We start from the raw sequence: 22688 nt of genomic DNA, 5'->3' as shown, positions 1-22688 counted from the left end.
ACGGATTCGCCCCCACCGTGGCGGCCGCCGTCCGCCGACTGCGCGGTTGGTTCGCTACAACCTCGCGAGGTTGTCCACCAGGTGGGCCAGGACGGAGGCGAGACGGCTCCGGGTCACCTCGGCGGGCCGGTCGGACGCCAGCGGTATGGGACCCCACCACCAGTTGTCCGATTCGGGTGCCGGCCAGAACCGCACGTTGTCGAAAGGCTCGCCCGACTGCTTCCAGATCATGCCGACGGCGTCGAGGTAGACCTGGTAGACGCGCTGCCTGACGGGGTGAGCGAGGTCCGGGCTCCAGATGCCGAAGGTGAGGGGGGTGGGCATCTGCGCATCCCACCGCTCGGGCTCGAACCCGGCGAAGAGCGTGACGCCCGGGCCGACGGAGAATCCGGAGCGGTAGTAGACCCCGTTCCGGTCGACCCACTTCGGCGGCCGCAGTGTGGTCACCCCGTCCGTGCGGGCGAGCACGTCGAACAGGAGCTCCGCCGTGGTGACGGCCTTGCGAAAGGTGGTGCGGGTAACCCCCTGCTCCAGCTCCGCACGGGACCACTCCACCAGATCATTCTCCAACCGGCCCACCACTCCCTGCAGTTGATCGACCTCGAAAATCAGCTGCGCCGAGCCCTCGCCCGCGGCCCGACGGATCCGCTGCAGCAGGACCGGCCAGGTGGTGACCACGAGATGCCTCCGCGCGCTGGTGGTCATCACGTGCAGTCCGGTGCCGTCGGGGGCGAAGTCGTCCTGGCCCAGGCCCTCGGCCTGCACGCGTGCGGCCAGGTCCCGGCAGAGGTCGGTGACGCGCCGGGCGGGGCTCAGGAACAGCACTACCCCGCCGCTGGTGATGCCGCGCAGGTAGCCACAGGGCTGAGCATCGGTCAGGTCCGCCCAGGAGGTGCCGGCCACGACCACCCACCGCTGGCCGGAGAGCTCGCCCAGCAGATCGGGGCGTCCCTGCCCTCCGGCGGCCTCCGGCCGGTAGACCAGCCGGTCCTCATCCTGGGCACCGATCTCCGACAGGGACCCGAGGACCTTGCGCACCTCCGGATAGTGGCGCGCCAGGTAGTACAGACCCTCGGTCGCGACCTGCTCCCGGCGGGTGATGAACTGATCGACCAGGTGTACGAGCAGGCCCTCCGGCACGTTCCCCCCAGGTGCGCGGTTGCGATGCCTGGCAACTCTACAGCGCCGCTCTTCGGCGCCGCCGCGTCCGGCCCTCGGCCGAGGGCCGGACGCGGCGGCGCCGGGTGGTCCCGCCGGTCAGGCCGACGGCGCGGACGGCTGGAGGACGCAGAACACGGCGCCCCAGGGGTCCTGCAGCCCGGCCATCCGGCCCGCCGGCGTGTCGCTGGGCGCCACGACGACGTTTCCTCCGGCCTTGACGTGGGCTGCCGTGACGCTGTCGGTGTCGTCGACGGCGAACCAGGACATCCAGTGCGGCGGCACCTCGTCGGGGAACTTCCCGGCCATGTCCTGCAGGCCGCCGACCGTGCGGCCGGCCACGTTCAGCCCGAAGTACCCGGGCATGCCCTCCATGGGCTCGACGGCGATGCCCAGGGCCGCCGTGTAGAAGGCGGAGGCCGCGGGGACGTCGCGGGTGTTGCACTCGTTCCAGATCAGCGCGCCGTGCTCGTTGACCAGGCCGGCCCCGAAGAAGTCCTTGTGCCCCCAGACACCGACGACCGCTCCGGCGGGGTCGCTCGCGACGAACATGCGGCCGAGCGTGCCGACGTCCATCGGCGGCATCATCACCGTGCCGTGGGCGTCGGTCATCTTCTGTGCGGTGGCGTCGGCGTCGTCGCTGGACAGGTAAGTGGTCCAGACGTGCGGCGGCTCGGGCATGCCCTCGGGGGCCATCGCCGGGCCGATCCCGCACACCGGACGACCCTTCTGGTGCATGATCGCGTAACCGCCGAACTCGTCAGGTCCGACCTCGCCCTGCCAGCCGAAGAGGTCCTGGTAGAAGTCCATGGCGGCACGCTGGTCCTTGGCCATCAGGTCGATCCAACAGGGAGTGCCGGGTGCGTACGGCGCGTTGATCTCAGGCATAAGTCGCCTCCAGGTGGAAGTTCCCCCTGGCGACCACTCTTCACCTTGGATGCGGCCTCCGCCACCACAGCGCGGCACTCGCTTTCGACGTGGGGGCGGCGGGTGCGCGCGTCGGCCTGCTGGCGCGAGCGGACCACCCCGCTCGATGCGGTACCGGACCGCGCGCCTACCACCCAGGGCACAGGCCCGCGCCGCGGGAACGCGCTACCGCTGGCGTAGGGTGGCACGGACGTTCACGGACTGATCTTCGCCGGTGCGGCCAGGAGCATCCACGACACAAGCCCCCCTGGTGGTGACAGCCATGACGGAACATCTGGTGATCATCGGTGCCGACGCGGCAGGGATGACCGCCGCGTCCCAGGCCCGGCGGCGCCGGGGTCCGCAGGACCTGCGGATCACCGCGTTCGAGCGGGGCGGCTTCAGCTCCTACTCGGCCTGCGGCATCCCCTACTGGGTCGGCGGCCAGGTCGCAGAACGGGACGACCTGATCGCCCGCACGCCCCAGCAGCACCGGGAACACGGGATCGACCTGCGGCTGCACACCGAGGTGACCGAACTCGACCTGGACCGCAGGCGGGTACGCTCACGGGACCTGGAACGCGGCACCGAGGAGTGGACGGGCTTCGACCAGCTCGTCATCGCCACCGGAGCCAAGCCGGTGCGCCCGGCGCTGCCGGGGTTCGACGCACCCGGCGTCCACGGGGTGCAGACCCTGGACGACGGAGCGGCGCTGCTCGACACCCTGGACCACGGCTGCCACCGCGCCGTGGTGGTCGGCGGCGGCTACATCGGGGTGGAGATGGCAGAGGCCATGGTGCAGCGCGGGCTGAAGGTCACCGTTGTGCACCGCTCGGCGGAGCCGATGGCCACCCTCGATCCGGACATGGGCCGGCTCGTGCGGAAGGCGATGGAGGGCATGGGCATCGAGGTGGTACCGGGCGCCGAGGCCAAGGCGGTGCTGGTCGGGGAGTCCGGCCGGCCCCGGGCGGTGCTCACCACCGCGGGGGAACACCCCGCCGACGTGGTCGTGCTCGGGCTCGGCGTACGCCCGCAGACCGCCCTGGCGCGGGCGGCCGGCCTGCCGTTGGGTGAGTCCGGCGGCCTGCGGACCGGTGCGGACATGCGGGTCCAGGGGGCCGACGGCATCTGGGCCGGGGGCGACTGCGTCGAGGTGCTCAACCTCGTCTCGGGCCGGTACCAGCACATCGCTCTCGGTACCCATGCCAACAAGCACGGCCTGGTGATCGGCACCAACATCGGCGGCGGCCGGGCCGAGTTCCCCGGGGTGGTCGGCACAGCGGTGAGCAAGGTCTGCTCCCTGGAGATCGCCCGCACCGGCCTGCGCGAGCGCGACGCCACGGCCGCCGGGCTGGGCTGGACCTCCGCGGTCATCGAGTCGACCAGCCGGGCCGGCTACTACCCCGGGACCGCGCCGATGTCGGTGAAGATGATCGCCGAGCAGGGCAGCGGGCGGCTGCTGGGAGTGCAGCTCGTCGGCCGCGAGGGCGCGGCCAAGCGCGTGGACATCGGGGCGGTGGCGCTGACCGCCGGGATGACGGTGGATCAGATCGTCTCCCTGGACCTCGGCTACGCCCCGCCGTTCTCCCCGGTCTGGGACCCGGTGCAGGTCGCGGCCCGCAAGCTGGTCTCCGCAGGGATCCACCGCCAGTCGGAATGACGCTCCCTGACGGTGACTCAGCATTCAGGGGCGTGTAGTTCGGCGTTCCGCTGGATCAGCTGTGCGGCTGCCCGACCGGGGTCCATTCCTAGAAGTATGTCGTCCGTTTGACGACGATCGTCCGATTGCGTGGACAGGTACCCCAGGATGGTCTCGTTTCCAGGGAATCGGAAGTCCTTCGAGTATGCGCAGATTTGACTCGAGAGCCGCGCCCCGCAACAACGGCACGTGATCATTTCTGAGCAGGAAAGAGACCTCCATGACCTCTCCGCAACGGCTGGTCGTGGGGATCAGCGGCGCGACCGGGATCGCCTACGGGGTAAGGGTGTTGGAGCTGGCCCGCAAAGCCGGGGCGGAGACGCACCTGGTGGTCACCCCGGCGGCGCAGCAGACCAGGGCCTACGAGACCGATCTGGACGCACGCGATCTGACCGCCCTCGCCGACGTCTCCTATCGTCCGGGCGACATCGGTGCCGCGATAGCCAGCGGCTCATTCCGCACGGCTGGAATGATCGTTGCTCCGTGCTCGATCCGGACGCTGGCCGCGGTGGCGTACTCCAACAACGACAATCTGCTCACCCGGGCAGCCGACGTGACGTTGAAGGAGCGGCGCAGGTTGGTGCTGATGGTCCGTGAGACCCCGCTGACCCTGGCGCATCTGCGGGCGATGACCACGGTCACCGAGATGGGCGGGATCGTCATGCCGCCGGTGCCCGCCTTCTACCTGCGGCCCGACACGGTCGACGACATCGTCGACCACACCGCGAGCCGGGCCCTTGACCTGCTCGGCGTGGACGTACCCGATCTGCCCCGCTGGGGCGAGTCCCACCGCAACTGACACCGGAACTCTGACAATCGAAAGGCCCTGGCCGTGAAGCATCTACGCAGCCTGCGCGAGTTCGTCGCGGAACTCGAGAAGGTCGGCGAGGTCCAGCAGGTCGACGCCGAGGTCGACTGGGACCTGGAGATCGGCGCGATCATCCGCCGCTCCTACGACCTGAAGGCACCCGCGCCGCTGTTCACCAACATCACCGGCTATCAGGGCAGCGGCTTCCGCGTGCTCGGCGCACCGGGCTCGCTCAGCGGCCCGGACCATCCGCTCGCGCGGATCTCCCTGGCTCTCGGCCTGCCGGCCGAGGCGACCGGCCAGGAGATCGTCGAGGCGCTGGTCACCGCGCGCGCCAAACCCGGCATCCCGCCGGTGACCGTGCCCGCCGAGGACGCGCCGTGCAAGCAGAACGTCGTGACAGGCGCGGACATCGACCTGTTCGCCTTCCCGACTCCGCGGGTCCACGGCAACGACGGCGGCCGGTACATCCAGACCTACGGCATGAACATCGCCACGACGCCCGACGGGTCGTGGACCAACTGGTCGATCAACCGGATGATGATCGCCGGAAAGGACACCCTGGCCTGCCTGATCCCGGCGCCCCAGCACCTGGGGATCATCCGCGCCCAGTGGAGCAAGCTGGGCAAGCCGATGCCGATCGCGCTGGCCCTCGGCGTCGAGCCCGGGCTGCCCTTCGTCGGCGCCATGCCGATGCCCGAGGGCGCGGACGAGAGCCACTACCTCGGCGCCCTGTTCGAGGAGGGGATCGAGGTCGTCCCGGCCGAGACGGTCGACCTCATGGTGCCGGCCACCGCGGAGATCGTCATCGAGGGCTTCGTCTCCCTCGACGAGACGGTGATGGAAGGGCCGATGGACGAGTTCCCCGGCTACAACAGCTACACGGGCTCGCCCAAGGCGCTGTTCCAGGTCACCGCCATCACCCACCGGGACGAGGCCATCCTGCCCACCGTCGCCGCCGGACCGCCGGTCGAGGAGGACCACACCGGCATCGGCACCATGCACGCCGCCGAACTCCTCTACCAGCTCCGGGAGGCGGGGCTGCCGATCGCGTCGGCCTGGTTCACCTACGAGGCGGCCGTGCACTGGCTGATCCTCTCGGCCAGGGGCGACTGGCACGATACCCACGGCATCTCCTCGGGCGACCTCGTCCAGCGGATCGCCGACGTCGTCTTCACCGGCAAGGCCGCGGTGAACGCCCCGAAGGTCCTGTTGGTGGAGGACGACATCGACATCACCAACCTGGACGAGGTCGTCTGGGCGTTCGCCACCCGCTCCCACCCGGAGCGCGGCGAGTACCACTTCCCGAAGCAGCTCAGCGACCAGCTGGCGGTCTACCTCTCCGAGGAGGAGCAGCACACCTTCCGGGCCGGCAAGGTCATCTACAACTGCCTGCTGTCCGACCTGTTCCCGTCGGGCAAGCGACCGGTCAAGGCCAGCCTGGAGAACGGCTGGCCTGCCGAGGTGCGGGAGCGGGTCCTCGCCAACTGGCAGAGCTACGGCTACCGCTGACAGCGTCGCGTCGCGGACGGCCCGCGGTCAGCGCGACAGCCTGCGCCACAGCGGACGCGGCACGAGGCGCATCAGCACGGCGAGCAGCGCCAGCCGGCCGGGCACCCAGACGGTCCCGGCACCCGCCACCAGCCCGTCGGCGACAGCGGCCGCCACCGCCTCGGGCGTGGTGGCCAGCGGTGCCGGGGCCATCCCCGCCGTCATCCGGCCGACCACGAATCCGGGGCGGACCAGCATCAGCCGCACGCCGCTGCCCCGCAGCGAGTCCGCGAGTCCCTGGGCGAAGGCGTCGAGACCGGCCTTGGCGGCCCCGTAGACGAAGTTGGCCCTGCGCGGGCGGACCGCGGCGACCGAGGAGAGCACGACCAGGGCGCCGTGCCCCTGGGCGCGCATGTGCCCGGCCACGGCCAGGAGCGTGCTGACGTGGCCGGTGAAGTTCGTGTCGACCAGCGTCGCGGCGAGCAGCGGATCGCGGTCGAGTTCGCTCTGCGGCACCAGGATGCCGGCGGCCGAGACGGCGATGTCGACGTCGCCTCCGGCGAAGACCTCGTCCGCGAAGGCCTGGTGGCTCTCGACGGCCGTGGCGTCGTAGTACAGGATCCGCACGGGACAGGGCAGCGAGGAGCCGAGCTCCGCCAGACGCTTCCCGTCGCGTCCCGCGAGCAGGACCTCGGTGTCGGACGAGAGCGGCAGCGCGGCGAGGATCGCCAGCCCGATCTCGCTGGTGCCGCCGAGCAGCAGGACGCGTCCTGGGCGGCCGAGGGCGTCGATCATCGGCCACCCTCCCTCGCGGTCACAGCCACATCCCCAGCACGAACAGCAGCAGCCACAGCGCCTCCAGGACGAGCATCACCCGGTCGCGCGTCAGCAGGTCCTCGACCCGGGAGGTCCCTGCCCGCGTAGTGAGCCGATCGAAGCGTAGCAACGCCCCGGCCAGCGGCACGAGCGTGACAAGCCGCCAGGTCCTGGTCCACGGGTCCGGCTCGCCGAGGGCCCAGAACAGATACGCCGTCAGCATCGCCGCGGCGACCAGCCGCCCCCCCAGCAGCAGCCCCGAGGTGCTGTACCAGCGCAGACACGGCCGGTGCTGGACGGCCGCGGGCCGGCCCAGGGCGGCGAGTTCCTTCTCCCGCTTGGCGATCACCACCAGCAGCGCGCCCAGGCTGCACACCAGGATGAACCACCCGGACGGGGGAATCCGGGCCGCCGCCGCGCCGCCCAGCGCGCGCAGGACGAAGCCGGAGGCGACCAGGGCCAGCTCGATCACCGGCAGGTGCTTCAGCCCCAGCGAGTAGAGGAGTGAGGTCGCCAGGTAGGCGGTGATGGTGACGGTGAACCAGACGCCGAGGCGTAGCGGTCCTGCGGCCTCCGCCGCCAGCACGCAGAGCGCCCCGAGAGCGAGGGCCTGGCTCCGGCCCAGCTCGCCGCAGGCCACCGGGCGCAGTCTCTTGCCGGGGTGGCCGCGGTCCCGCTCCATGTCGAGCACGTCGTTGACGAGGTAGACGCCGGCGGAGGCGCAGGTGAACGCGAGGACGGCGATCGTGAGGTCGAGCGCGCCGCGTCCCTGCCGTCCCAGCGTCGATCCGGCCAGGGGGGCGGCGAGCACCAGGAGGTTCTTGGGCCACTGGTGCGGCCTGGCGGTCCGCAGCGCGGCCAGGGCCAGTCGTCGCGGCGTCCGGGGCGCGGCGCGTTCCGGTTCCGACTGGGCCGGCGCCGTGGCCGGTGGGTGGGTGCTCACTTCGCGAAGACGGCGGTGAAGTCGCGGCTGGTCGGCGTGTAGTAGCGGTCGGCGGGGCGCTGCTGGCTCGCGAGCAGCTTGAGCGGGGTCGGGTTCGCCGGGTCGGGGGCGGCACGGTAGTACATGAACGACATCCAGGCGGGGTTGATGTCCAGTTGCATCGCCTGAACGCAGCCGGCCCGCTGCAGCAGGTCGGCCAGGGTCCGCACCGAGAGGGCGGGGCCGTAGACGAAGACCACCCGGCCGTCGCCCGTGACGCCGATCCCGGAGCGCCAGACGAAGTACTTGCCGCCGATGGTCAGGCCCCAGCCGCTCTCGATGTTGGTGTCGACCCCGGCGGGCACCACGGAGTGGTCGACGATGAGGCGCAGGTTCTGCCGCACTCCCACCACCTGGGGGGTCATGCCCAGGTCAGGGCCCCAGGCGCCGACCGCGACATGGCCGTCCTGGTAGAACACCAGGGAGGCCGCCGACGGCTTCAGCGTGCCCTTGGTCACGCCGTGGAGGTAGAAGCCGCCGCCCGCCTCGTTCACCTTGAAGCCGCCGTTGAAGGTCGCCATCAGCCCCTGGCGCGAGCCCGCCGGGATCGAGGTCGGCACGCCCCAGGCGGCCGGCCCCGGGTCGACCTCGCCGGGGTGCAGCTCGAAGCGCAGCAGCCGCGGGTCCATCGAGACGACAGCGGCGACGTAGGAGGTGTGCGCGGCGTCCGGACGGAGGTACGCGCCGAGCACGGCGGGCGCACCTCTGACCTTGCCGAGGACCTGCCAGGTCCCCTCGCCCGGCAGCGCCGCCCCGGCCGGGGAGACCAGCCGGGGCGGCAGGGTCGCGGCCGTGGGTGCGGTGGCTGCGCCGGGGGGCCGCAGGGCGATGGTCGGCTTTCCGCCGACCTTGGGCGGGTTCGCCTTGTACTGGGCGGTCTCCAGGAAGGTCACCACCGGGCCCAGGTGGTGGTCGCGCCCCCACTCGGCCACCCTCGCCGCCACGCTGTCGTCCCCCGGTGCGGTCAGCGCCTCACCCATGGACCAGGCGAACCAGCCCAGGAACACCGCGAGCAGCGCCAGCACCACCCGCACGGACCGCAGCCGCGACCAGCGCCGCAGCCGGCCCCTCCAGCGACGGATCCGCCCCCGGCGACCGATTCTGGACAACCTCCGCCGGGGCACGGTCGCGTCGACATCCGCGTCCGTGTCCGACTCGGGTACCGAGGACGACACCACGTCGGCTTCCTTCCCCGTACCGGTCACGGCACGCGAGGGATCCTGCCCCTCCATACTCAGGCCCGCGCGAACTCCCGACCACAGGAACCCGGTGAGAATCGACGGTTCCAGCGCACCTGCCCTCAGCCGGACAGCGACAGTCCGTTCAGCAGCACCTCGGCCACGTTCCCGGCGTAGAGCCGCACGCGCGTCTCGCCCGGTGAAGCGGCCTCCGACAACCTCACCGGCTTCGCCGGCTTCACCGCGGACGAGCTGCGGGGCGTGGAGCGCGACAACGCGCTCAGGCTGTTCCCCCGGCTGGCCTGACGGCCGGCCCGCCCGGCGGCCGGGGTCACCACCGTCTTCCAGAAATGCTAGCCATGGCAATAGTAGCCATGTACTGTATTTCTCATGAGTAGTGAGGCACGGAAGGGACCGACGCCGGGCCACCTGGTCTGGCGGCTGTCGATGAAGTGGCGGGTCGCGGTCGACCGGGCGCTGGCGCCGCTGGGCCTGACGCACGCCCAGTACGTGCTGCTGGCTTCGCTGTTCGGCATGCAGCACGCCGGGCTGCAGCCCAGCCAGCGGGAGTTGGCCGACCACACCGGCCTTGAGGCGCTGTACGTGTCCAAGCTGGCCCGCGCGCTGGAGACCGGCGGCCTCGTCGAGCGCACCCGCGACCCCGAGGACACCCGCGCGGTGCGGCTCGGCCTCACCGGACGCGGGCGCGAGGCCGTGGCCCCTGCCATCGCCACCGTCGAAGCGCTGCTGGACCAGCTCCTGGACCCGCTCGGCGGGCTGGACGATCCGCGCACCGCCGCGCTCGTGCGGGACCTGACGTCCCTTCTGGATGCTCCGCTCAACCCCCCGGACTAGCTGAAGGAATTCCGGACATGCCTGAGATCCGCGTGCTCGACTCGACCATCCACTATGAGGACTCGGGGAGCGGAACGGCCCTCGTGTTCCTCCACGGCAACCCGGGCTCCTCGCGCCTGTGGCGGAGCGTGCTGCCCCGCAGTGGACGCGGGCGGCTGCTCGCGCCCGACCTGATCGGGATGGGCCGTTCCGGCAAGCCCGACATCAACTACAGCTTCGCCGACCACGCCCGCTACCTCGACGCCTCGTTCGACGCCCTCGAGCTGGACCGCGTCATCCTGATCGGCCACGACTGGGGCGGCGCGCTCGCCTTCGACTGGGCGGCCCGACACCCCGAGCGGGTGCTCGGCATCGCGTTCCTGGAGAGCATCGTCAAACCGATGGCCTGGGAGGAACTGTCGCCGCAGGCGCGCAAGCGCTCCGAAACGATCCGTACCCCCGGCGCCGGCGAGGAGTTGGTGCTCGATCAGAACCTCTTCGTCCGGCAGGCGTTCACCGGCGGCGTGCTCACCCCGGTGAGCGAGGAGGACCTGGAGGCGTACCTCGCCCCTTACCCGACCCGCGACAGCCGCCGTCCGATCCTCGCCTGGGCACGCCAGCTGCCGCTCGGCGGAGAGCCGGCCGAGCTGGTCGCCCGCATCGAGGCGTACGACGCGTGGCTCGCGACCAGCGCGAAGGTGCCCAAGCTGCTCATGACCTTCGAGGGCTCGCCCACCCTGCTCATCGGAAAGGAGCTGGCCGACTGGTGCGCGACCAACATCGCCTCGCTCGAATCCGTCTTCTGCGGCGCGGCCGGGCACCACGCCCCGGAGGACCGCCCGGAGGAGATCGCCGCCGCGGTCTCCGCCTGGGCGGACCGGCACGGGCTCCGCTAAAAACTCGCTGCCGGCCTCGCCGTGACACCCTCCGGCCGGCGGCCCGAGCGCGGGGGCGGTTGCTGAGGCCGCCCGCCTCCGGCCCCGCGCTACCCGGCGAGCATCGCGACGGTCACCTGCCAGAGCTGCGCTGCGGCCTGCGGGTCGAGCGCGTAGGACGCGACGCCGTTGCGCGTGCCGGGCTGGTTCGGCGCCGCCTCGTTGCAGTCCTCGAAGTACCGGCCGCCGACGCCTTCGAGCAGAGGCGAGGTCGCGAGCAGCACGGACGTGGCAGCCCCCTGCGCGGGGGTCTTCCAGACCGGGCCGCCACCACCGGCCGCGGCGCGCAGTCGGTCCAGATCTTCCTCGCTGACGTGCCGTTGCAGGTTGGTCCGGATCGCACCCGGCATCAGCGCGTTGACGGTGATGCCGTCGTCCGCCCAGCGCTTCGCCGCCTCGACCGCGAACAGGACGTTGGCCGTCTTGGACTGCCCGTACGCGGCCCACGGCTCGTAGGCACGCTCGCGGAAGTGGATGTCCTCGAAGACGACCGGGGAGCGCAGGTGCGCGCTCGAACTGACCGACACCACGCGGGCGCGGTCGGCCGCTGCCAGCGACCGGTGCAGGCCCGTGGCGAGGGCGAAGTGGCCGAGGTGGTTGGTGGCGAACTGCAGCTCCCAGCCCTCGGGCGTGCGCAGCTCGGGCGATGCCATCACGCCCGCGTTGTTGACGAGGATGTGCAGCGGACCGTCCCAGGCCGCGACGAACGACGCGACGGACGCCTGGTCGGCGAGGTCGAGGGGAGCCACGAGCAGCTGCTTGTTGCCGGTCGCAGCGACGATGTCCTGCGCCGTGCGCTCACCTGCGTCGAGGTCGCGGACGGCCAGGGTGACCTCCGCGCCCGCCCCGGCGAGAGCGCGCGCGGTCTCGATGCCGATGCCGGACGCGCCGCCGGTCACGATGGCGCGGCGGCCGGTGAGATCGATGCCGTCCACGACCTCGGCGGCGGTGGACGCCGCGGTGAACGGAGTGGTGATGCGTGTGGTCCCAGTCATGGTCTTTGCCTTTCGCTCGGCGATGCGGAGCAGGAGGCCCAACCGCTAGGATCGAAAACGGAGGATCCTCCACTACGGACGACTTTAAGCGGAGCCTCCTCCGCTTGCAAGCCCGACATGCCTGCCGAGCCTGACCGACCATGACCATGACCCTGACCCATGAGAACCCCCAGCGACGAGAACGAGGAGGAGCTGTGTCCGCCACCGGCCCCCGCCCCCTGCGCGCCGACGCGCAGCGCAACCGCGACCGTCTGCTCGCCGCCGCGGTACACGCGTTCTCGCAGGTAGGGCCGGACGTGACCCTGGACGCGATCGCCAAGGACGCCGGCGTCGGCATCGGCACCCTCTACCGCCACTTCCCCACCCGCGAGGCGCTGGTGGAGGCCGCCTACCGGAACGAGCTCTCCCGGCTCTGCGACGCCGCGACGGCTCTGCTGCAGACCATGCCGCCGGACGAGGCGATGCGCGCCTGGATGGACCGCTTCGTCGACTACATGACGACCAAGCGCGGCATGGCCGACGCCCTGCGCGCGGTCATCGCCTCCGGCGGAAACCCGTACGGGCAGAGTCGCGACCAGCTGACCGGCGCGATCACGACACTGCTCGGCGCCGGTGCCACCGCCGGAACCGTGCGCTCGGACGTGGGGCCTGGCGACGTGCTCGCTCTCCTGGGCGGCGTGTCCCTGGCCGTCGCCGAGCCGGCGCAGCGCGAGCAGGGCCGTCGGCTGCTCGACCTGCTGATGGACGGGCTGCGCTACCGCGCGCCCGCAGCGCGCTGACGCGAGGCCGCGGACCCGCACGACTCAGTCCGGGCGGGTGCTGCCGCGGATGCCGCCCGCGTCCCTGGTGATGGCGATCATCGCGGCGTCGTCGCCCAGCGGGCCGCCGACGTAGGCGTCGAGGTCGGCTTCGAGCGCGCGGAGCAGCTGGTGGGGGTCACTCTCGCGCAGTTCCTCCAACCGCTGAGGCAGCGGATAGAACACGCCACTCGCGTCACGGGCCTCGGAGACGCCGTCGGTGTACAGCAGCAGCAGGTCCCCGTCCTCGAAGGGGAACGCCGAGGCGGTGTAGGCCGTGTCGGCCAGCCAGCCGAGGCCCAGCGGCGGCGCGGACTGATGGACCTCCAGGGCGACGGCGCGGCCGCGGCGCAGCAGCAGCGGCGGCGGATGTCCGCAGTTGATGACTCTGACCAGCGCCTCGTCGTCGAGGATGTCGACGATGACCGCGGTGACGAAGGCTTCGCCGACCTCCATCTCGTCCGCGTCCTGGCTGTCCCTGACCGCGAGCTCGGCCAGTCCCCAGGAGACGCTGCCTTCCAGGTAGGCGGCGAGCACCGGCAGCGGGGACTGCTGGTGGGCGGCGGCACGGAAGGCTCCCAGCAGCAGCGCGGTGTCGCCGAGGGACTCCAGGCCCTTGCCCCGGACGTCACCGATGATCAGCCGGGTGCTGTCGCTGGTGCGGGCCGCCGCGTAGAGGTCTCCGCCGATGTGCGCGTACGCCGATGCCGCACGGTACTTGGAGGCCAGCCGCAGCGGTCCGATCCGCTCCGGCAGCGGGCGGAGCAGTACCCGCTGGGCCGCGTCGGAGACCTTCCGCACCCGGACGAGCTCACGCCGGCCGTGTTCGTGCAGATAGTTGAAGACCACCACGAACACCGAGATCGCGACCAGCGAGGCGATCTGGACCTGCAGGTTCTCCGTGGTGATCACACCCCGCTGCACGCCGATCACGACGAGGGTGAGCACCGAGGCCGCCCCGATGAGTGCGGTGAGCCGGGGACCGGCGAAGGAGGCGGTGATGGCCGGCGCGACGACGAGGAGTGGCCCCAGGTGAATGTCCGCGGGTGAGAGGATGTCGCCGATCGCGATCACCGCCATCAGCACCAGCGGAATCAGCACCAGCGCGTGGCTCGACCGCCAGGAGCGCCGAGTCGGCGCTGGTGCGCGGCGACGGGGCATCGCTCCTCCATCCCCTCGGCGGAAGGGCCGGAGCTCAATCGCACGTCACCGGGACGGGCCCCGCAACCCGGGGCCGCACGCGCGCCTCACGTCGACAGCTTGCGTTCCAGCTCCCGCAGGTCCTTGCCGATCGACGAGCGCACTTTGCGCGCCATGACCGGCGCAGCGAGGCGGTAGTAGCCCGCCGTGTCGCCGCGCACCCGGATGCAGGCGAGGGTGCCCTGCGGATGCGGGGAGAACGCATAGGTGACGTGCATCGGCATGGGTCCTGCGACGGACACCATGTCGAGGAGACGCCCGGATTCGAAAGCGTCGACGCGCAGGACGTAGTCGATGCGCTTGCCGAGGAAGTACGCGGTCCGGGTCACCTCGGCGCCGACTCCGAACCCGCCGCCGTCTGCCTCCCTGGTCAGCAGCGCCTCCCGGATGCCCTGGGTCCATTCGGCGTCGTTGCGCCAGTCCATGGCGTATCCCGCCACCCGGCCCGGCGGGAACGGGATCACCCGCTCCGCCGTCTCGTCGATGCTCATCGCGCCGCCTCGTCGTTCTGACCGGTGAAGAAGGGGCTCGGCCTGCCCGTCTCAGCGTAGGCCTTGAGCTGGACGCGGTCCCGCTCAGAACACGGAGAGGCCCGTCGCGGTGGTGAAGGCGTCGAGCGCGGCGACCGCGGCCACGGAGTTGCCCGCGCGGTCGAGGCCGGGGCTCCAGGCGCACAGGGCTGCCCGCCCCGGGACGATCGCCAGCACTCCCCCGCCGACCCCGCTCTTGCCCGGCAGCCCGACCCGGTAGGCGAACTCCCCCGCCGCGTCATAGGTCCCGCAGGTGAGCAGGACCGCGTTGACCCGCTTGGCCCCGCTGCGGGAGAGCAGCCGGCCGCCGGCCGCGCGGAGCCCGTGCCGGGCCAGGAAGCGCCCGGTCAGGGCCAGGTCCCGGCAGCTCGCCTCGATCGCGCAGTGCCCGTAGTACTGCGCCAGCACCTCCTCGACGGGGTTCTCCAGATTGCCGTGACTGGCGATGAAGTGCGCCAGCGCGGCGTTGCGGTGGCCGTGCTCGGCTTCGGATGCGGCCACCGCCAGGTCGGTGTCGAGCAGTGGGTTCGCGGACTCGGCGCGCAGAAACGCGCGGACGGCTCCGGCCGCGTTCCCGGTGAGGCTCTGCAGCCGGTCGGTGACCACGATCGCACCGGCGTTGATGAAGGGGTTGCGCGGGATCCCGCGCTCGGTCTCCAACTGGACCAGCGAGTTGAAGGGGTTGCCCGACGGCTCCCGGCCGACCCGCTGCCAGACGTCGTCACCGCCCTCGGCCAACACCAGGGCGAGGGAGAAGAGCTTGGAGATGCTCTGGACCGAGAACGGCTGCTCCCACGCCCCGACCCCGAACACCTCCCCGTCGGCCGTCGCCAGAGCCATGCCGAAGGCATCGGGGTCCGCGGCGGCCAGCGCGGGGATGTAGTCGGCGACCCGGCCGGTACCGGCGGTCCGGCGGGCGGCCGCCATGGCGTCGTGCAGAAGCTGTTGGTAGTCCACGACGCCCATTGTGTCCAGTTCCCGGGACGCGTCGCAGCTCAGCCCCGGGCAGGACGCGGATCAGGAGGCGTAGACCTGGAACTCGGAGACTTGCCCCGCGGGCCAGCCGGTGTTGGCGGTGAAGTTCAACCGGAGGTAGCGGACGTTCGCCGTGGCCGGGAAGGTGATGGTGGCCGTGTTGCCGGTGGCCGGGTCGAAGGTGTGGCCGGCGGATCCGACGAGGGTGCTGAAGGAGGAGCCGTCGGTGCTCCCGAGCACGGACAGGGTCTGCGTCCTGGCGCCCCAGGCCGTGGACGGAGGCAGCGTCAGCACGACCCGCCCGGCGCTCTGCGCGCTGCCGAGATCGACCTGGAGCCACTGCGGGAACGCGTTGTTGGCACTCTCCCAGTAGCTATTCGCGTCACCGTCGACCGCGTTGCCCGAGGCGTAGACCTGGGTGTGGCTGCTCTCCGAAGTGGCCTTGTGGAGCGCGAGGTTGGTGTTGGAGGTCTGGGCGTCGGTGGTCACGGCGACGGTGTTGGAGGGGGTCGAGGAGTTGCCTGCGGCGTCCTGCGCGGTGACGTCGAAGGTGTAACTGGTCGACGGGGTCAGGCCGGTGAGGGTGAAGGCGGTGGCCGCGGTACTGCCGACGAGGCTGCTCGCGGACCCGGCGACCTGGTAGACCCGGTAGCCGGTCACGCCCACGTTGTCGGTCGACGGGTTCCAGGCCAGGGACACGGTCGTGGCGCTGTGGCCGGTGACCTGGAGGTTCCCCGGCGCCGAGGGCGGCTGGTTGTCGGTGCCGACCACGGGAGCAGTAGGGCGGGTGGCGGTGAGGGCGATCTGCCCCTTGAGCATCCGGCCGCCGTCGTTGGTGAGGCGCAGGTAGTAGTCGGAGGAGCAGGCGGTGCCGTCCTCGTCCAGGGCCAGCAGCCCGGACCCGACCGGGGTCATGGCCTGGGTCTCCGCGGTCTTGGCGATCTGGTTGCCCTCGCCGAACTCGTCGAACATGGAGATGTAGATGCCCTGCGCTCCCACGCGGACCATGTTGTAGAACTGGCGCCACATGAAGTCGCCGTGGGCGCGCTGTCGACCGGACACGTCGCCGGGCAGCACGCAGGGCTGGTAGTCGATCCCGTTGGCGTTGCAGTCCGCCTGGTCGGGGATGTTGATGTTCTGGTAGACGGAGTCGGAGTCGGCCGCGGTGCCGATGGCGCCGACCATCCATGGCGAGAGCATGTTGAAGGCGTGGTAGACGCCGAGGTAGCCCGCACGCGAGCCTCCCACGCCGGTGCGCCACTCGCGCGGCACCCCGCCGATCACGTAACAGCCTTGGCCCTTGAACCAGTTGACGACGTCCAGGCAGGTCGCCGCGTCCCAGGGGTGGTTGCTGTCGTTGAAGCCGAAGCCCCAGACACAGACCACCGGCTTGCCGTTCTGCCGGGCGTAGGCGGGCGAAGCCGTGTGGGCCGACATCTTGTTCGTCCAGTCCGCCTTGATCTCGGACTGCATGTTCGTCCAGCCAGTAACGTCGTACATGATGTAGAACTTGCGGGCGTGCGACTCGGCGGAGCTTCTGACCTTGGCGGCCATGGCGTCGCGGGTGGGGCCCTCGCTGCTGTTCGGGTTGAAGCGCTGCAGGGCGGCGGTGTCGCAGCCGTTCTGCTGCATCCACAGGAAGTGCGTGTCCACCGTCTGCTGGTCGTACGAGGAGAACAGCCCCGCGGGCTGCCCGTTGCCGAGGTTGGCGTAGGCGGTGGGGTAGGTGCGGGCGTACTCGCGCAGGTCCGGCCACGCCTTGATGGCGTTGTTGCTCGGCGACGGCGTCTGTGACCAGTTCTGACTCCAGTGCCACCATCCGTTGATCGGTGCCCCGTCGCCGGCGCAGGCGAACCAGCCCTGGTAGCCGACGGTGATCTTTCCGACCACGTCCCCGGGCGGGCTCGCCGCCGCGGTCGCGGTCGCGGCGAGCACCGGCTGCGTGCTCGACAGCGCTCCGACCGCCGAGCCCGCAAGCACGGTGGCGATGAACGTCCGACGGGAAACTCCCACGGTGACCCTCTCCTCGGGCTGCGCTGACAAATGCGGCAGCAGCGTATCCCCGGCAGCACAAGGGAGCAATAGATTGTTTCTTCTCTGCAAAATATAGTTACCTCTACGCAAATTTCTTGCACATGCTCAAGATCGGCACGATGAGCCTTACCAGAAGCGTGTTACATCCATTGACGCAGGCATGGCACGTCTGTAACTTCCTGCCAGACATGTGCAAATTTTCGTCTTCAGTTAGAAATTTTCTACTGGAGCGCCCCGCCTGAGGCCGAGGATGCGAATGAGAAGAAGAGGAAGATCCCTCCTGAGGTTCCGAACCGCCGCCCTGGCGTTGACAGCGCTGCTGCTGTCCCTGCTGCCGGTGCTGAACGTGCTCCCGGCCTCCGCCGCGAGTGCGAACCTGGCTGCGGGCAAGGCCGCGTCGGCCAGCAGTTCCAACGGCCAGTACACCGCCGGGAACCTCAACGACGGCAACCAGGCCAGCTACTGGGAGAGCAGCGGGTCCTTCCCGCAGTGGGCGCAGATCGACCTCGGCGCCACCACCTCCGTCAACCAGATCGTGCTCAAGCTCCCCACCGGCTGGGGCGCGCGGACCCAGACCCTGTCCGTCCAGGGCAGCACCGACGGGTCGGGCTTCTCGACGATCGTCTCCTCCGCCGGGTACACCTTCGACCCGTCCACCGGCAACACCGTGAGCATCTCCTTCGGCGCCACCAGCACCCGCTATCTCCGCGTCAACATCACCGCGAACACCGGCTGGGCGGCGGGTCAGCTCTCCGAGTTCGAGATCTACGGCACTGCCGGCTCGTCGAGCAACCTCGCACTGGGCAAGGCCATGAGCGCGAGCGGGGTCAGCCAGACGTACGCGGCGAGCAACGCCAACGACGGTGACCAGTCGACCTACTGGGAGAGCACCAACAGCGCGTTCCCGCAGTGGCTTCAGGTGGACCTCGGCGCCTCGGTCAGCGTGAACAAGGTGGTCCTCAAGTTGCCGGTGTCCGGCTGGGGAGCGCGCACGCAGACCCTTTCGGTGCAGGACAGCACCGACGGCACCAACTTCTCCACCCTCGTCGCGTCGGCCGGCTACACCTTCGACCCGGCCAGCAACAACACCGTGACCATCAGTTTCACCGCGGCCACCACCCGCTTCGTGCGACTGCTGATCACCGCCAACACCGTCTGGCCCGCCGGTCAGATCTCCGAGTTCGAGGTCTACGGGCCGTCCTCGGGTGACACCCAGCCGCCGACGGCACCCACCAACCTCGCCTACACCCAGCCGCAGACCGGGCAGATCGCCCTCACCTGGGGCGCGTCGACCGACAACGTCGGTGTCACCGGCTACGACATCTACGCCAACAACGCGCTGCTGACCAGCGTGCCGGGTACCGCGCTCAGCTACACCGACACCCAGCCGCTCAGCGCGACCGTCACCTACTTCGTGCGGGCGCACGACGCGGCCGGCAACCAGTCCGGCAACAGCAACAGCGTCACCCGTACGGGTCAGACCGGCGACACCCAGCCGCCGACCGCGCCGACCAACCTCGCCTACACCCAGCCGCAGTCCGGCCAGATCGCCCTCACCTGGGGCGCGTCGACCGACAACGTCGGCGTCACCGGCTACGACATCTACCGCAACGGCGCGCTGGCCACCACCCTCGGCGGGAGCACGCTCAGCTGGACCGACGCGCAGCCGGACACGGCGACCGTCTCCTACTACGTCAAGGCGCACGACGCGGCCGGCAACCAGTCGACCGCGAGCAACACCGTGACCCGCACCGGGAGCGGCGGCGGGGGCTCCAACCTGGCCGTCGGCAAGCCGATCACCGGGACGGCCAACACCTTCACCTACGTCCCCGCGAACGCCAACGACAACGACCTGACGACCTACTTCGAAGGCTCCTCGTACCCGAGCCAGCTGACGGTCAAGCTCGGTGCGAACGCGGACGTCAGCTCGGTGGTCGTGAAGCTGAACCCGGCCGCGGCCTGGTCCACCAGGACCCAGACCATCCAGGTGCTGGGCCGCGAGCAGAGCGCGACCGGCTTCACCAGCATCGCCGCCGCGCAGCAGTACACCTTCGACCCGAGCACCGGAAACACCGTCACCATCCCGGTCAGCGCCCGGGTCTCGGACGTCGAGCTCAGCATCACCAGCAACAGCGGGGCCCCCGGCGGACAGGTGGCCGAGTTCCAGGTCATCGGCACCCCGGCGCCCAACCCCGACCTGGTCGTCACCGGCTCCTCCTGGACGCCGACCTCCCCGGTGGAGACCGACCCGGTCACCCTGTCCGCCACCGTCAAGAACTCCGGTACGGCGGCCGCCGCCGCCACCGACGTCAACTTCTACCTGGGCACCACCAAGGTGGGCACCGCCGCCGTCGGCGCGCTCGCGGTGGGGGCGTCCACCACGGTGACCGCCGCCATCGGCACCCAGACCGCGGGGAGCTACCAGCTCACCACCAAGGTCAACGAGTCCGGCGGCGTCATCGAACTGAACTACGCCAACAACAGCTACACCAACCCGACCAGCCTGGTCGTCACCCCGGTCCAGAGTTCCGACCTGATCGCCTCGGCGGTGAGCTGGACGCCGAGCAACCCGGCGGCCGGCAACACGGTCAACTTCTCCGTGACGCTGAAGAACCAGGGCACGGTGGCCTCCGCGGCCGGATCCCACGGCATCACGGTCACCCTGCTGGACAGCAACAACAGCGTGGTCCAGACGCTGACCGGCGCCTACAACGGCACCATCGCCGCCGGGGCAACCGCAACCCCGGTGAACCTGGGCAGTTGGACAGCCGCCAACGGCAAGTACACCCTGCACACGGTGGTCGCCGTCGACGCCAACGAGCTGCCGATCAAGCAGGGCAACAACACCAGCGACAACCCCTTGTTCGTCGGTCGCGGCGCGAACATGCCGTACGACGTCTACGAGGCCGAGGACGGCCAGATCGGCGGCGGCGCTGCGGTCGTCGGTCCCAACCGCACCATCGGAGACCTCGCCGGCGAGGCGTCGGGACGCAAGGCCGTCACGCTCGACTCGACCGGGGCCTACGTCCAGTGGACGTCGCGGGCCAGCACCAACACGCTGGTGACCCGCTTCTCCATCCCGGACGCTCCCGGGGGCGGCGGCACCACTGCCACCCTCGACGTCTACGTCAACGGCAGCTTCCTCCAGACCATCACGCTGAACTCCAAGTTCGCGTGGCTGTACGGAGCGGAGACGGGCCCGGGCAACGACCCGAGCGCCGGATCGCCGCGCCACATCTACGACGAGGCGCACGTCATGCTCAACCAGACCGTGCCCGCCGGCAGCGTCATCAAGCTGCAGAAGGACGCGGCGAACACCTCGCAGTACGCGATCGACTACATCAACACCGAACAGGTCGCGCCGATCGCCAACCCTGACCCGACCAAGTACGTCACCCCGGCCGGGTTCGCGCAGCAGGACGTGCAGAACGCGCTGGACACGGTGCGCCAGGACACGACCGGCAACCTCGTCGGGGTGTACCTGCCGGCCGGCCAGTACCAGACGTCCAGCAAGTTCCAGGTGTACGGCAAGGCGGTCAAGGTCGTCGGCGCCGGTCCCTGGTACGCGCAGTTCAACGCGCCCGCCACGCAGGACAACACCGACGTCGGCTGGTCCGTCTCGACCAGCGCCAACGGCTCGACGTTCTCGGGCTTCGGCTGGTTCGGCGACTACACCTCCCGCATCGACGGGCCGGGCAAGGTCTTCGACCTCACCGACGTCTCCAACCTCACCATCGACAACGTCTGGATCGAGCACCAGGTCGTCGCGATCTGGGGCACCCACGTCACCGGTCTGACCGCGACGAACATGCGCATCCGCGACACCTACGCCGACGGCATCAACCTCACCAACGGCAGCGAGAACAACCTGGTCAGCAATGACGAGGCCAGGACCACCGGCGACGACAGCTTCGCGCTGTTCGCGGCCACCGACCACAACTCCGCCGACCTGAAGAACAACACCTTCCAGAACCTCACCGCGGTCACCCCCTGGCGGGCAGCCGGCATCGCCGTCTACGGCGGCTACGCCAACACCTTCCAGAACCTCTATGTCGCGGACACGCTCACCTACGCGGGCATCACCATCAGCTCGCTGAACTTCGGCTACCCCTTCGCCGGTTTTGGGGCCAGTCCGCAGACGGTGATCCAGAACGCCTCCCTGGTCAGGGACGGCGGCCACTTCTGGGGCGGCCAGGTGTTCCCGGCGATCTGGGTCTTCTCCGCGACCCAGCCGTTCCAGGGCATCCGGGTCAACAGCGTGGACATCACCGATCCCACCTACTCCGGGATCATGTTCCAGACGGACTACTCCGGAGGAACCGCGCTGAACCCGATCACGGACACGATCTTCACGAACGTGTCGATCTCCGGGGCCCAGCAGAGCGGTGACGCCTACAACGCGAAGTCCGGCTACGGCATCTGGGCCAACCCGCTCCCCGAATCGGGCCAGGGACCCGCCGTCGGCTCGGTCACCTTCAACCACCTCACCGAGAGCAACAACTTCGTCGACATCATGAACCCGACGTCGACCTTCACCATCACCGTCAACCCGTAGCGTCACCGGCCCGTGCTGCCGGGGGGCCGACCACCTCCCGGCAGCACGGGCCACGACCTGCGGTCTAAGCTTCACAAGTGACTAGGAACCTGCCGTGAGCGCGGCCCTGCTGGCTGTCAACCCCACCAGCGGGTCCTCGCTCCTCGCAGCTTTCGGCGCGCTCGCCGTCCTGGTCGCGACCTTCACCGAGGCGGGCATCCCCGTCGTCGGCTTCTTCGTGCCCGGCGACACACTGCTCTTCCCGGCCGGGGTGTTCTGCGCCGCCGGCACCGGAGGCGGGCCGCGTCTGACCCTCTGGCAGGTCCTGCTCTGCGCGGCGGTGGGCTCGATCGTCGGGACGCAGTTCAGCTACTACCTCGGCCGCAGCGGGCGGCAGGCGGCGCTCGACCGCCGCGGGAACGCCTGGGTCAAGGCGATGGTGACCAGGGGCGAGGAACTGCTGTCCCGCTACGGCACCCGCAAGGCGATCATCATCGGCCGATTCGTGCCCATGGTGCGCACCGTGCTCGGCCTGGTGGCGGGCATGCTGCAGGTCCCCGTCCGCACCTTCACGCTCTGGCAGGTCGTCGGCGGTCTGGCCTGGACCCAGAGCCTGGTTCTGACCGGCTACTGGCTGGGCGCGACGGTACCGGGCATCGACAACTACCTGTTGCCGCTGGTCGGCCTGGTGGTCCTGGTCTCGCTGATCCCGGTGCTGCTCCAGCGCCGCCGCCCCTGACGGCTGCCGCGACCCCGCCACGAATCCACCGTGTCACGGGCATTGCCTTCTCTACCCGCCGTTCCTACCCTCCGAGA

General features: G+C 70.4%; 19 protein-coding genes. 8 read left to right on the top strand and 11 right to left on the bottom strand.

The window, feature by feature from the left end:
• Nucleotides 1-54: 54 nt before the first annotated feature.
• The gene (locus ABIA33_RS29920) at nt 55-1140 is read right to left on the bottom strand and encodes a hypothetical protein (protein WP_370085798.1); all 1086 of its coding nucleotides are present in this window, start codon (nt 1138-1140) and stop codon (nt 55-57) included.
• 117 nt (nt 1141-1257) lie between these two features.
• The gene (locus ABIA33_RS29915; RefSeq protein WP_370085797.1) at nt 1258-2046 is read right to left on the bottom strand and encodes a VOC family protein; all 789 of its coding nucleotides are present in this window, start codon (nt 2044-2046) and stop codon (nt 1258-1260) included.
• A 301-nt stretch (nt 2047-2347) separates the two neighbouring features.
• On the opposite strand from ABIA33_RS29915, the gene ABIA33_RS29910 reads away from it, so the two are divergent.
• From ABIA33_RS29910 to ABIA33_RS29900, 3 genes are all read left to right on the top strand, one after another.
• Nucleotides 2348-3724, top strand: a complete 1377-nt coding sequence (locus ABIA33_RS29910; RefSeq protein WP_370085796.1) for an FAD-dependent oxidoreductase — start codon at nt 2348-2350, stop codon at nt 3722-3724.
• A gap of 259 nt (nt 3725-3983) precedes the next feature.
• Nucleotides 3984-4562, top strand: coding sequence for a UbiX family flavin prenyltransferase (locus tag ABIA33_RS29905; protein ID WP_370085795.1), 579 nt, complete (start codon nt 3984-3986; stop codon nt 4560-4562).
• A 33-nt stretch (nt 4563-4595) separates the two neighbouring features.
• Nucleotides 4596-6083 carry a UbiD family decarboxylase gene (locus ABIA33_RS29900; protein ID WP_370085794.1) on the top strand — a complete coding sequence of 496 codons (1488 nt, stop codon included), beginning with the start codon at nt 4596-4598 and terminating at the stop codon, nt 6081-6083.
• 27 nt (nt 6084-6110) lie between these two features.
• On the opposite strand, the gene ABIA33_RS29895 is transcribed toward ABIA33_RS29900, so the two are convergent.
• The 4 genes from ABIA33_RS29895 to ABIA33_RS29880 all read right to left on the bottom strand — a co-directional run bounded on the left by ABIA33_RS29895 (nt 6111) and on the right by ABIA33_RS29880 (nt 9313).
• Nucleotides 6111-6857: an SDR family NAD(P)-dependent oxidoreductase gene (locus ABIA33_RS29895; RefSeq protein WP_370085793.1), complete on the bottom strand. Its 747-nt coding sequence runs from the start codon at nt 6855-6857 to the stop codon at nt 6111-6113.
• A gap of 19 nt (nt 6858-6876) precedes the next feature.
• Entirely contained in the window at nt 6877-7821 is a 945-nt protein-coding gene (locus ABIA33_RS29890; RefSeq protein ID WP_370085792.1) for a decaprenyl-phosphate phosphoribosyltransferase, read from the bottom strand.
• Nucleotides 7818-9065 (bottom strand): phosphodiester glycosidase family protein, encoded by a 1248-nt coding sequence (locus ABIA33_RS29885; RefSeq protein ID WP_370085791.1) that lies wholly within the window; start codon nt 9063-9065, stop codon nt 7818-7820. The genes ABIA33_RS29890 and ABIA33_RS29885 overlap by 4 nt, the downstream gene beginning before the upstream one ends.
• A gap of 95 nt (nt 9066-9160) precedes the next feature.
• Nucleotides 9161-9313, bottom strand: coding sequence for a hypothetical protein (locus ABIA33_RS29880; RefSeq protein ID WP_370085790.1), 153 nt, complete (start codon nt 9311-9313; stop codon nt 9161-9163).
• Nucleotides 9314-9428: 115 nt separating this feature from the next.
• Here ABIA33_RS29880 and ABIA33_RS29875 point away from each other — a divergent pair, with 115 nt between their 5' ends.
• Nucleotides 9429-9893 (top strand): MarR family winged helix-turn-helix transcriptional regulator, encoded by a 465-nt coding sequence (locus ABIA33_RS29875; protein ID WP_370085789.1) that lies wholly within the window; start codon nt 9429-9431, stop codon nt 9891-9893.
• Between the two features lie 17 nt (nt 9894-9910).
• A complete protein-coding gene (locus tag ABIA33_RS29870; protein WP_370085788.1) occupies nt 9911-10768 on the top strand; it encodes a haloalkane dehalogenase in 858 nt (285 codons plus the stop codon).
• Nucleotides 10769-10857: 89 nt separating this feature from the next.
• Here ABIA33_RS29870 and ABIA33_RS29865 read toward each other — a convergent pair whose 3' ends face one another.
• Entirely contained in the window at nt 10858-11802 is a 945-nt protein-coding gene (locus ABIA33_RS29865; protein ID WP_370085787.1) for an SDR family NAD(P)-dependent oxidoreductase, read from the bottom strand.
• Nucleotides 11803-11996: 194 nt separating this feature from the next.
• On the opposite strand from ABIA33_RS29865, the gene ABIA33_RS29860 reads away from it, so the two are divergent.
• A complete protein-coding gene (locus ABIA33_RS29860; RefSeq protein WP_370085786.1) occupies nt 11997-12581 on the top strand; it encodes a TetR/AcrR family transcriptional regulator in 585 nt (194 codons plus the stop codon).
• A 24-nt stretch (nt 12582-12605) separates the two neighbouring features.
• Here the strand turns inward: ABIA33_RS29860 and ABIA33_RS29855 are convergent, their stop codons facing one another.
• The 4 genes from ABIA33_RS29855 to ABIA33_RS29840 all read right to left on the bottom strand — a co-directional run bounded on the left by ABIA33_RS29855 (nt 12606) and on the right by ABIA33_RS29840 (nt 17317).
• Nucleotides 12606-13760 carry a PP2C family protein-serine/threonine phosphatase gene (locus tag ABIA33_RS29855; RefSeq protein ID WP_370085785.1) on the bottom strand — a complete coding sequence of 385 codons (1155 nt, stop codon included), beginning with the start codon at nt 13758-13760 and terminating at the stop codon, nt 12606-12608.
• A gap of 86 nt (nt 13761-13846) precedes the next feature.
• Nucleotides 13847-14290 carry an SRPBCC family protein gene (locus ABIA33_RS29850; protein ID WP_370085784.1) on the bottom strand — a complete coding sequence of 148 codons (444 nt, stop codon included), beginning with the start codon at nt 14288-14290 and terminating at the stop codon, nt 13847-13849.
• Between the two features lie 84 nt (nt 14291-14374).
• A complete protein-coding gene (locus tag ABIA33_RS29845) occupies nt 14375-15295 on the bottom strand; it encodes a glutaminase (protein WP_370085783.1) in 921 nt (306 codons plus the stop codon).
• Between the two features lie 51 nt (nt 15296-15346).
• The gene (locus tag ABIA33_RS29840; RefSeq protein ID WP_370085782.1) at nt 15347-17317 is read right to left on the bottom strand and encodes a discoidin domain-containing protein; all 1971 of its coding nucleotides are present in this window, start codon (nt 17315-17317) and stop codon (nt 15347-15349) included.
• 277 nt (nt 17318-17594) lie between these two features.
• Between ABIA33_RS29840 and ABIA33_RS29835 the strand changes: the two genes are divergently transcribed.
• On the top strand, nt 17595-21893 hold the full coding sequence (locus ABIA33_RS29835) for a discoidin domain-containing protein (RefSeq protein ID WP_370085781.1): 4299 nt from the start codon (nt 17595-17597) through the stop codon (nt 21891-21893).
• Between the two features lie 94 nt (nt 21894-21987).
• Nucleotides 21988-22611, top strand: coding sequence for a DedA family protein (locus ABIA33_RS29830; protein ID WP_370085780.1), 624 nt, complete (start codon nt 21988-21990; stop codon nt 22609-22611).
• Nucleotides 22612-22688 lie beyond the last annotated feature (77 nt).

Source organism: Streptacidiphilus sp. MAP12-16 (assembly GCF_041262165.1).
Lineage (GTDB): Bacteria > Actinomycetota > Actinomycetes > Streptomycetales > Streptomycetaceae > Streptacidiphilus.
This window is presented reverse-complemented; position numbering and strand designations above follow the sequence as displayed.

Excerpts from the sequence above, each read along its gene's own strand:
- ABIA33_RS29915 (WP_370085797.1), bottom strand. The coding sequence starts at position 2,046 with ATGCCTGAGATCAACGCGCCGTACGCACCCGGCACTCCCTGTTGGATC.
- ABIA33_RS29910 (WP_370085796.1), top strand. The coding sequence starts at position 2,348 with ATGACGGAACATCTGGTGATCATCGGTGCCGACGCGGCAGGGATGACC.
- ABIA33_RS29905 (WP_370085795.1), top strand. The coding sequence starts at position 3,984 with ATGACCTCTCCGCAACGGCTGGTCGTGGGGATCAGCGGCGCGACCGGG.
- ABIA33_RS29895 (WP_370085793.1), bottom strand. The coding sequence starts at position 6,857 with ATGATCGACGCCCTCGGCCGCCCAGGACGCGTCCTGCTGCTCGGCGGC.
- ABIA33_RS29875 (WP_370085789.1), top strand. The coding sequence starts at position 9,429 with ATGAGTAGTGAGGCACGGAAGGGACCGACGCCGGGCCACCTGGTCTGG.
- ABIA33_RS29870 (WP_370085788.1), top strand. The coding sequence starts at position 9,911 with ATGCCTGAGATCCGCGTGCTCGACTCGACCATCCACTATGAGGACTCG.
- ABIA33_RS29865 (WP_370085787.1), bottom strand. The coding sequence starts at position 11,802 with ATGACTGGGACCACACGCATCACCACTCCGTTCACCGCGGCGTCCACC.
- ABIA33_RS29855 (WP_370085785.1), bottom strand. The coding sequence starts at position 13,760 with ATGCCCCGTCGCCGCGCACCAGCGCCGACTCGGCGCTCCTGGCGGTCG.
- ABIA33_RS29850 (WP_370085784.1), bottom strand. The coding sequence starts at position 14,290 with ATGAGCATCGACGAGACGGCGGAGCGGGTGATCCCGTTCCCGCCGGGC.
- ABIA33_RS29845 (WP_370085783.1), bottom strand. The coding sequence starts at position 15,295 with ATGGGCGTCGTGGACTACCAACAGCTTCTGCACGACGCCATGGCGGCC.
- ABIA33_RS29835 (WP_370085781.1), top strand. The coding sequence starts at position 17,595 with ATGAGAAGAAGAGGAAGATCCCTCCTGAGGTTCCGAACCGCCGCCCTG.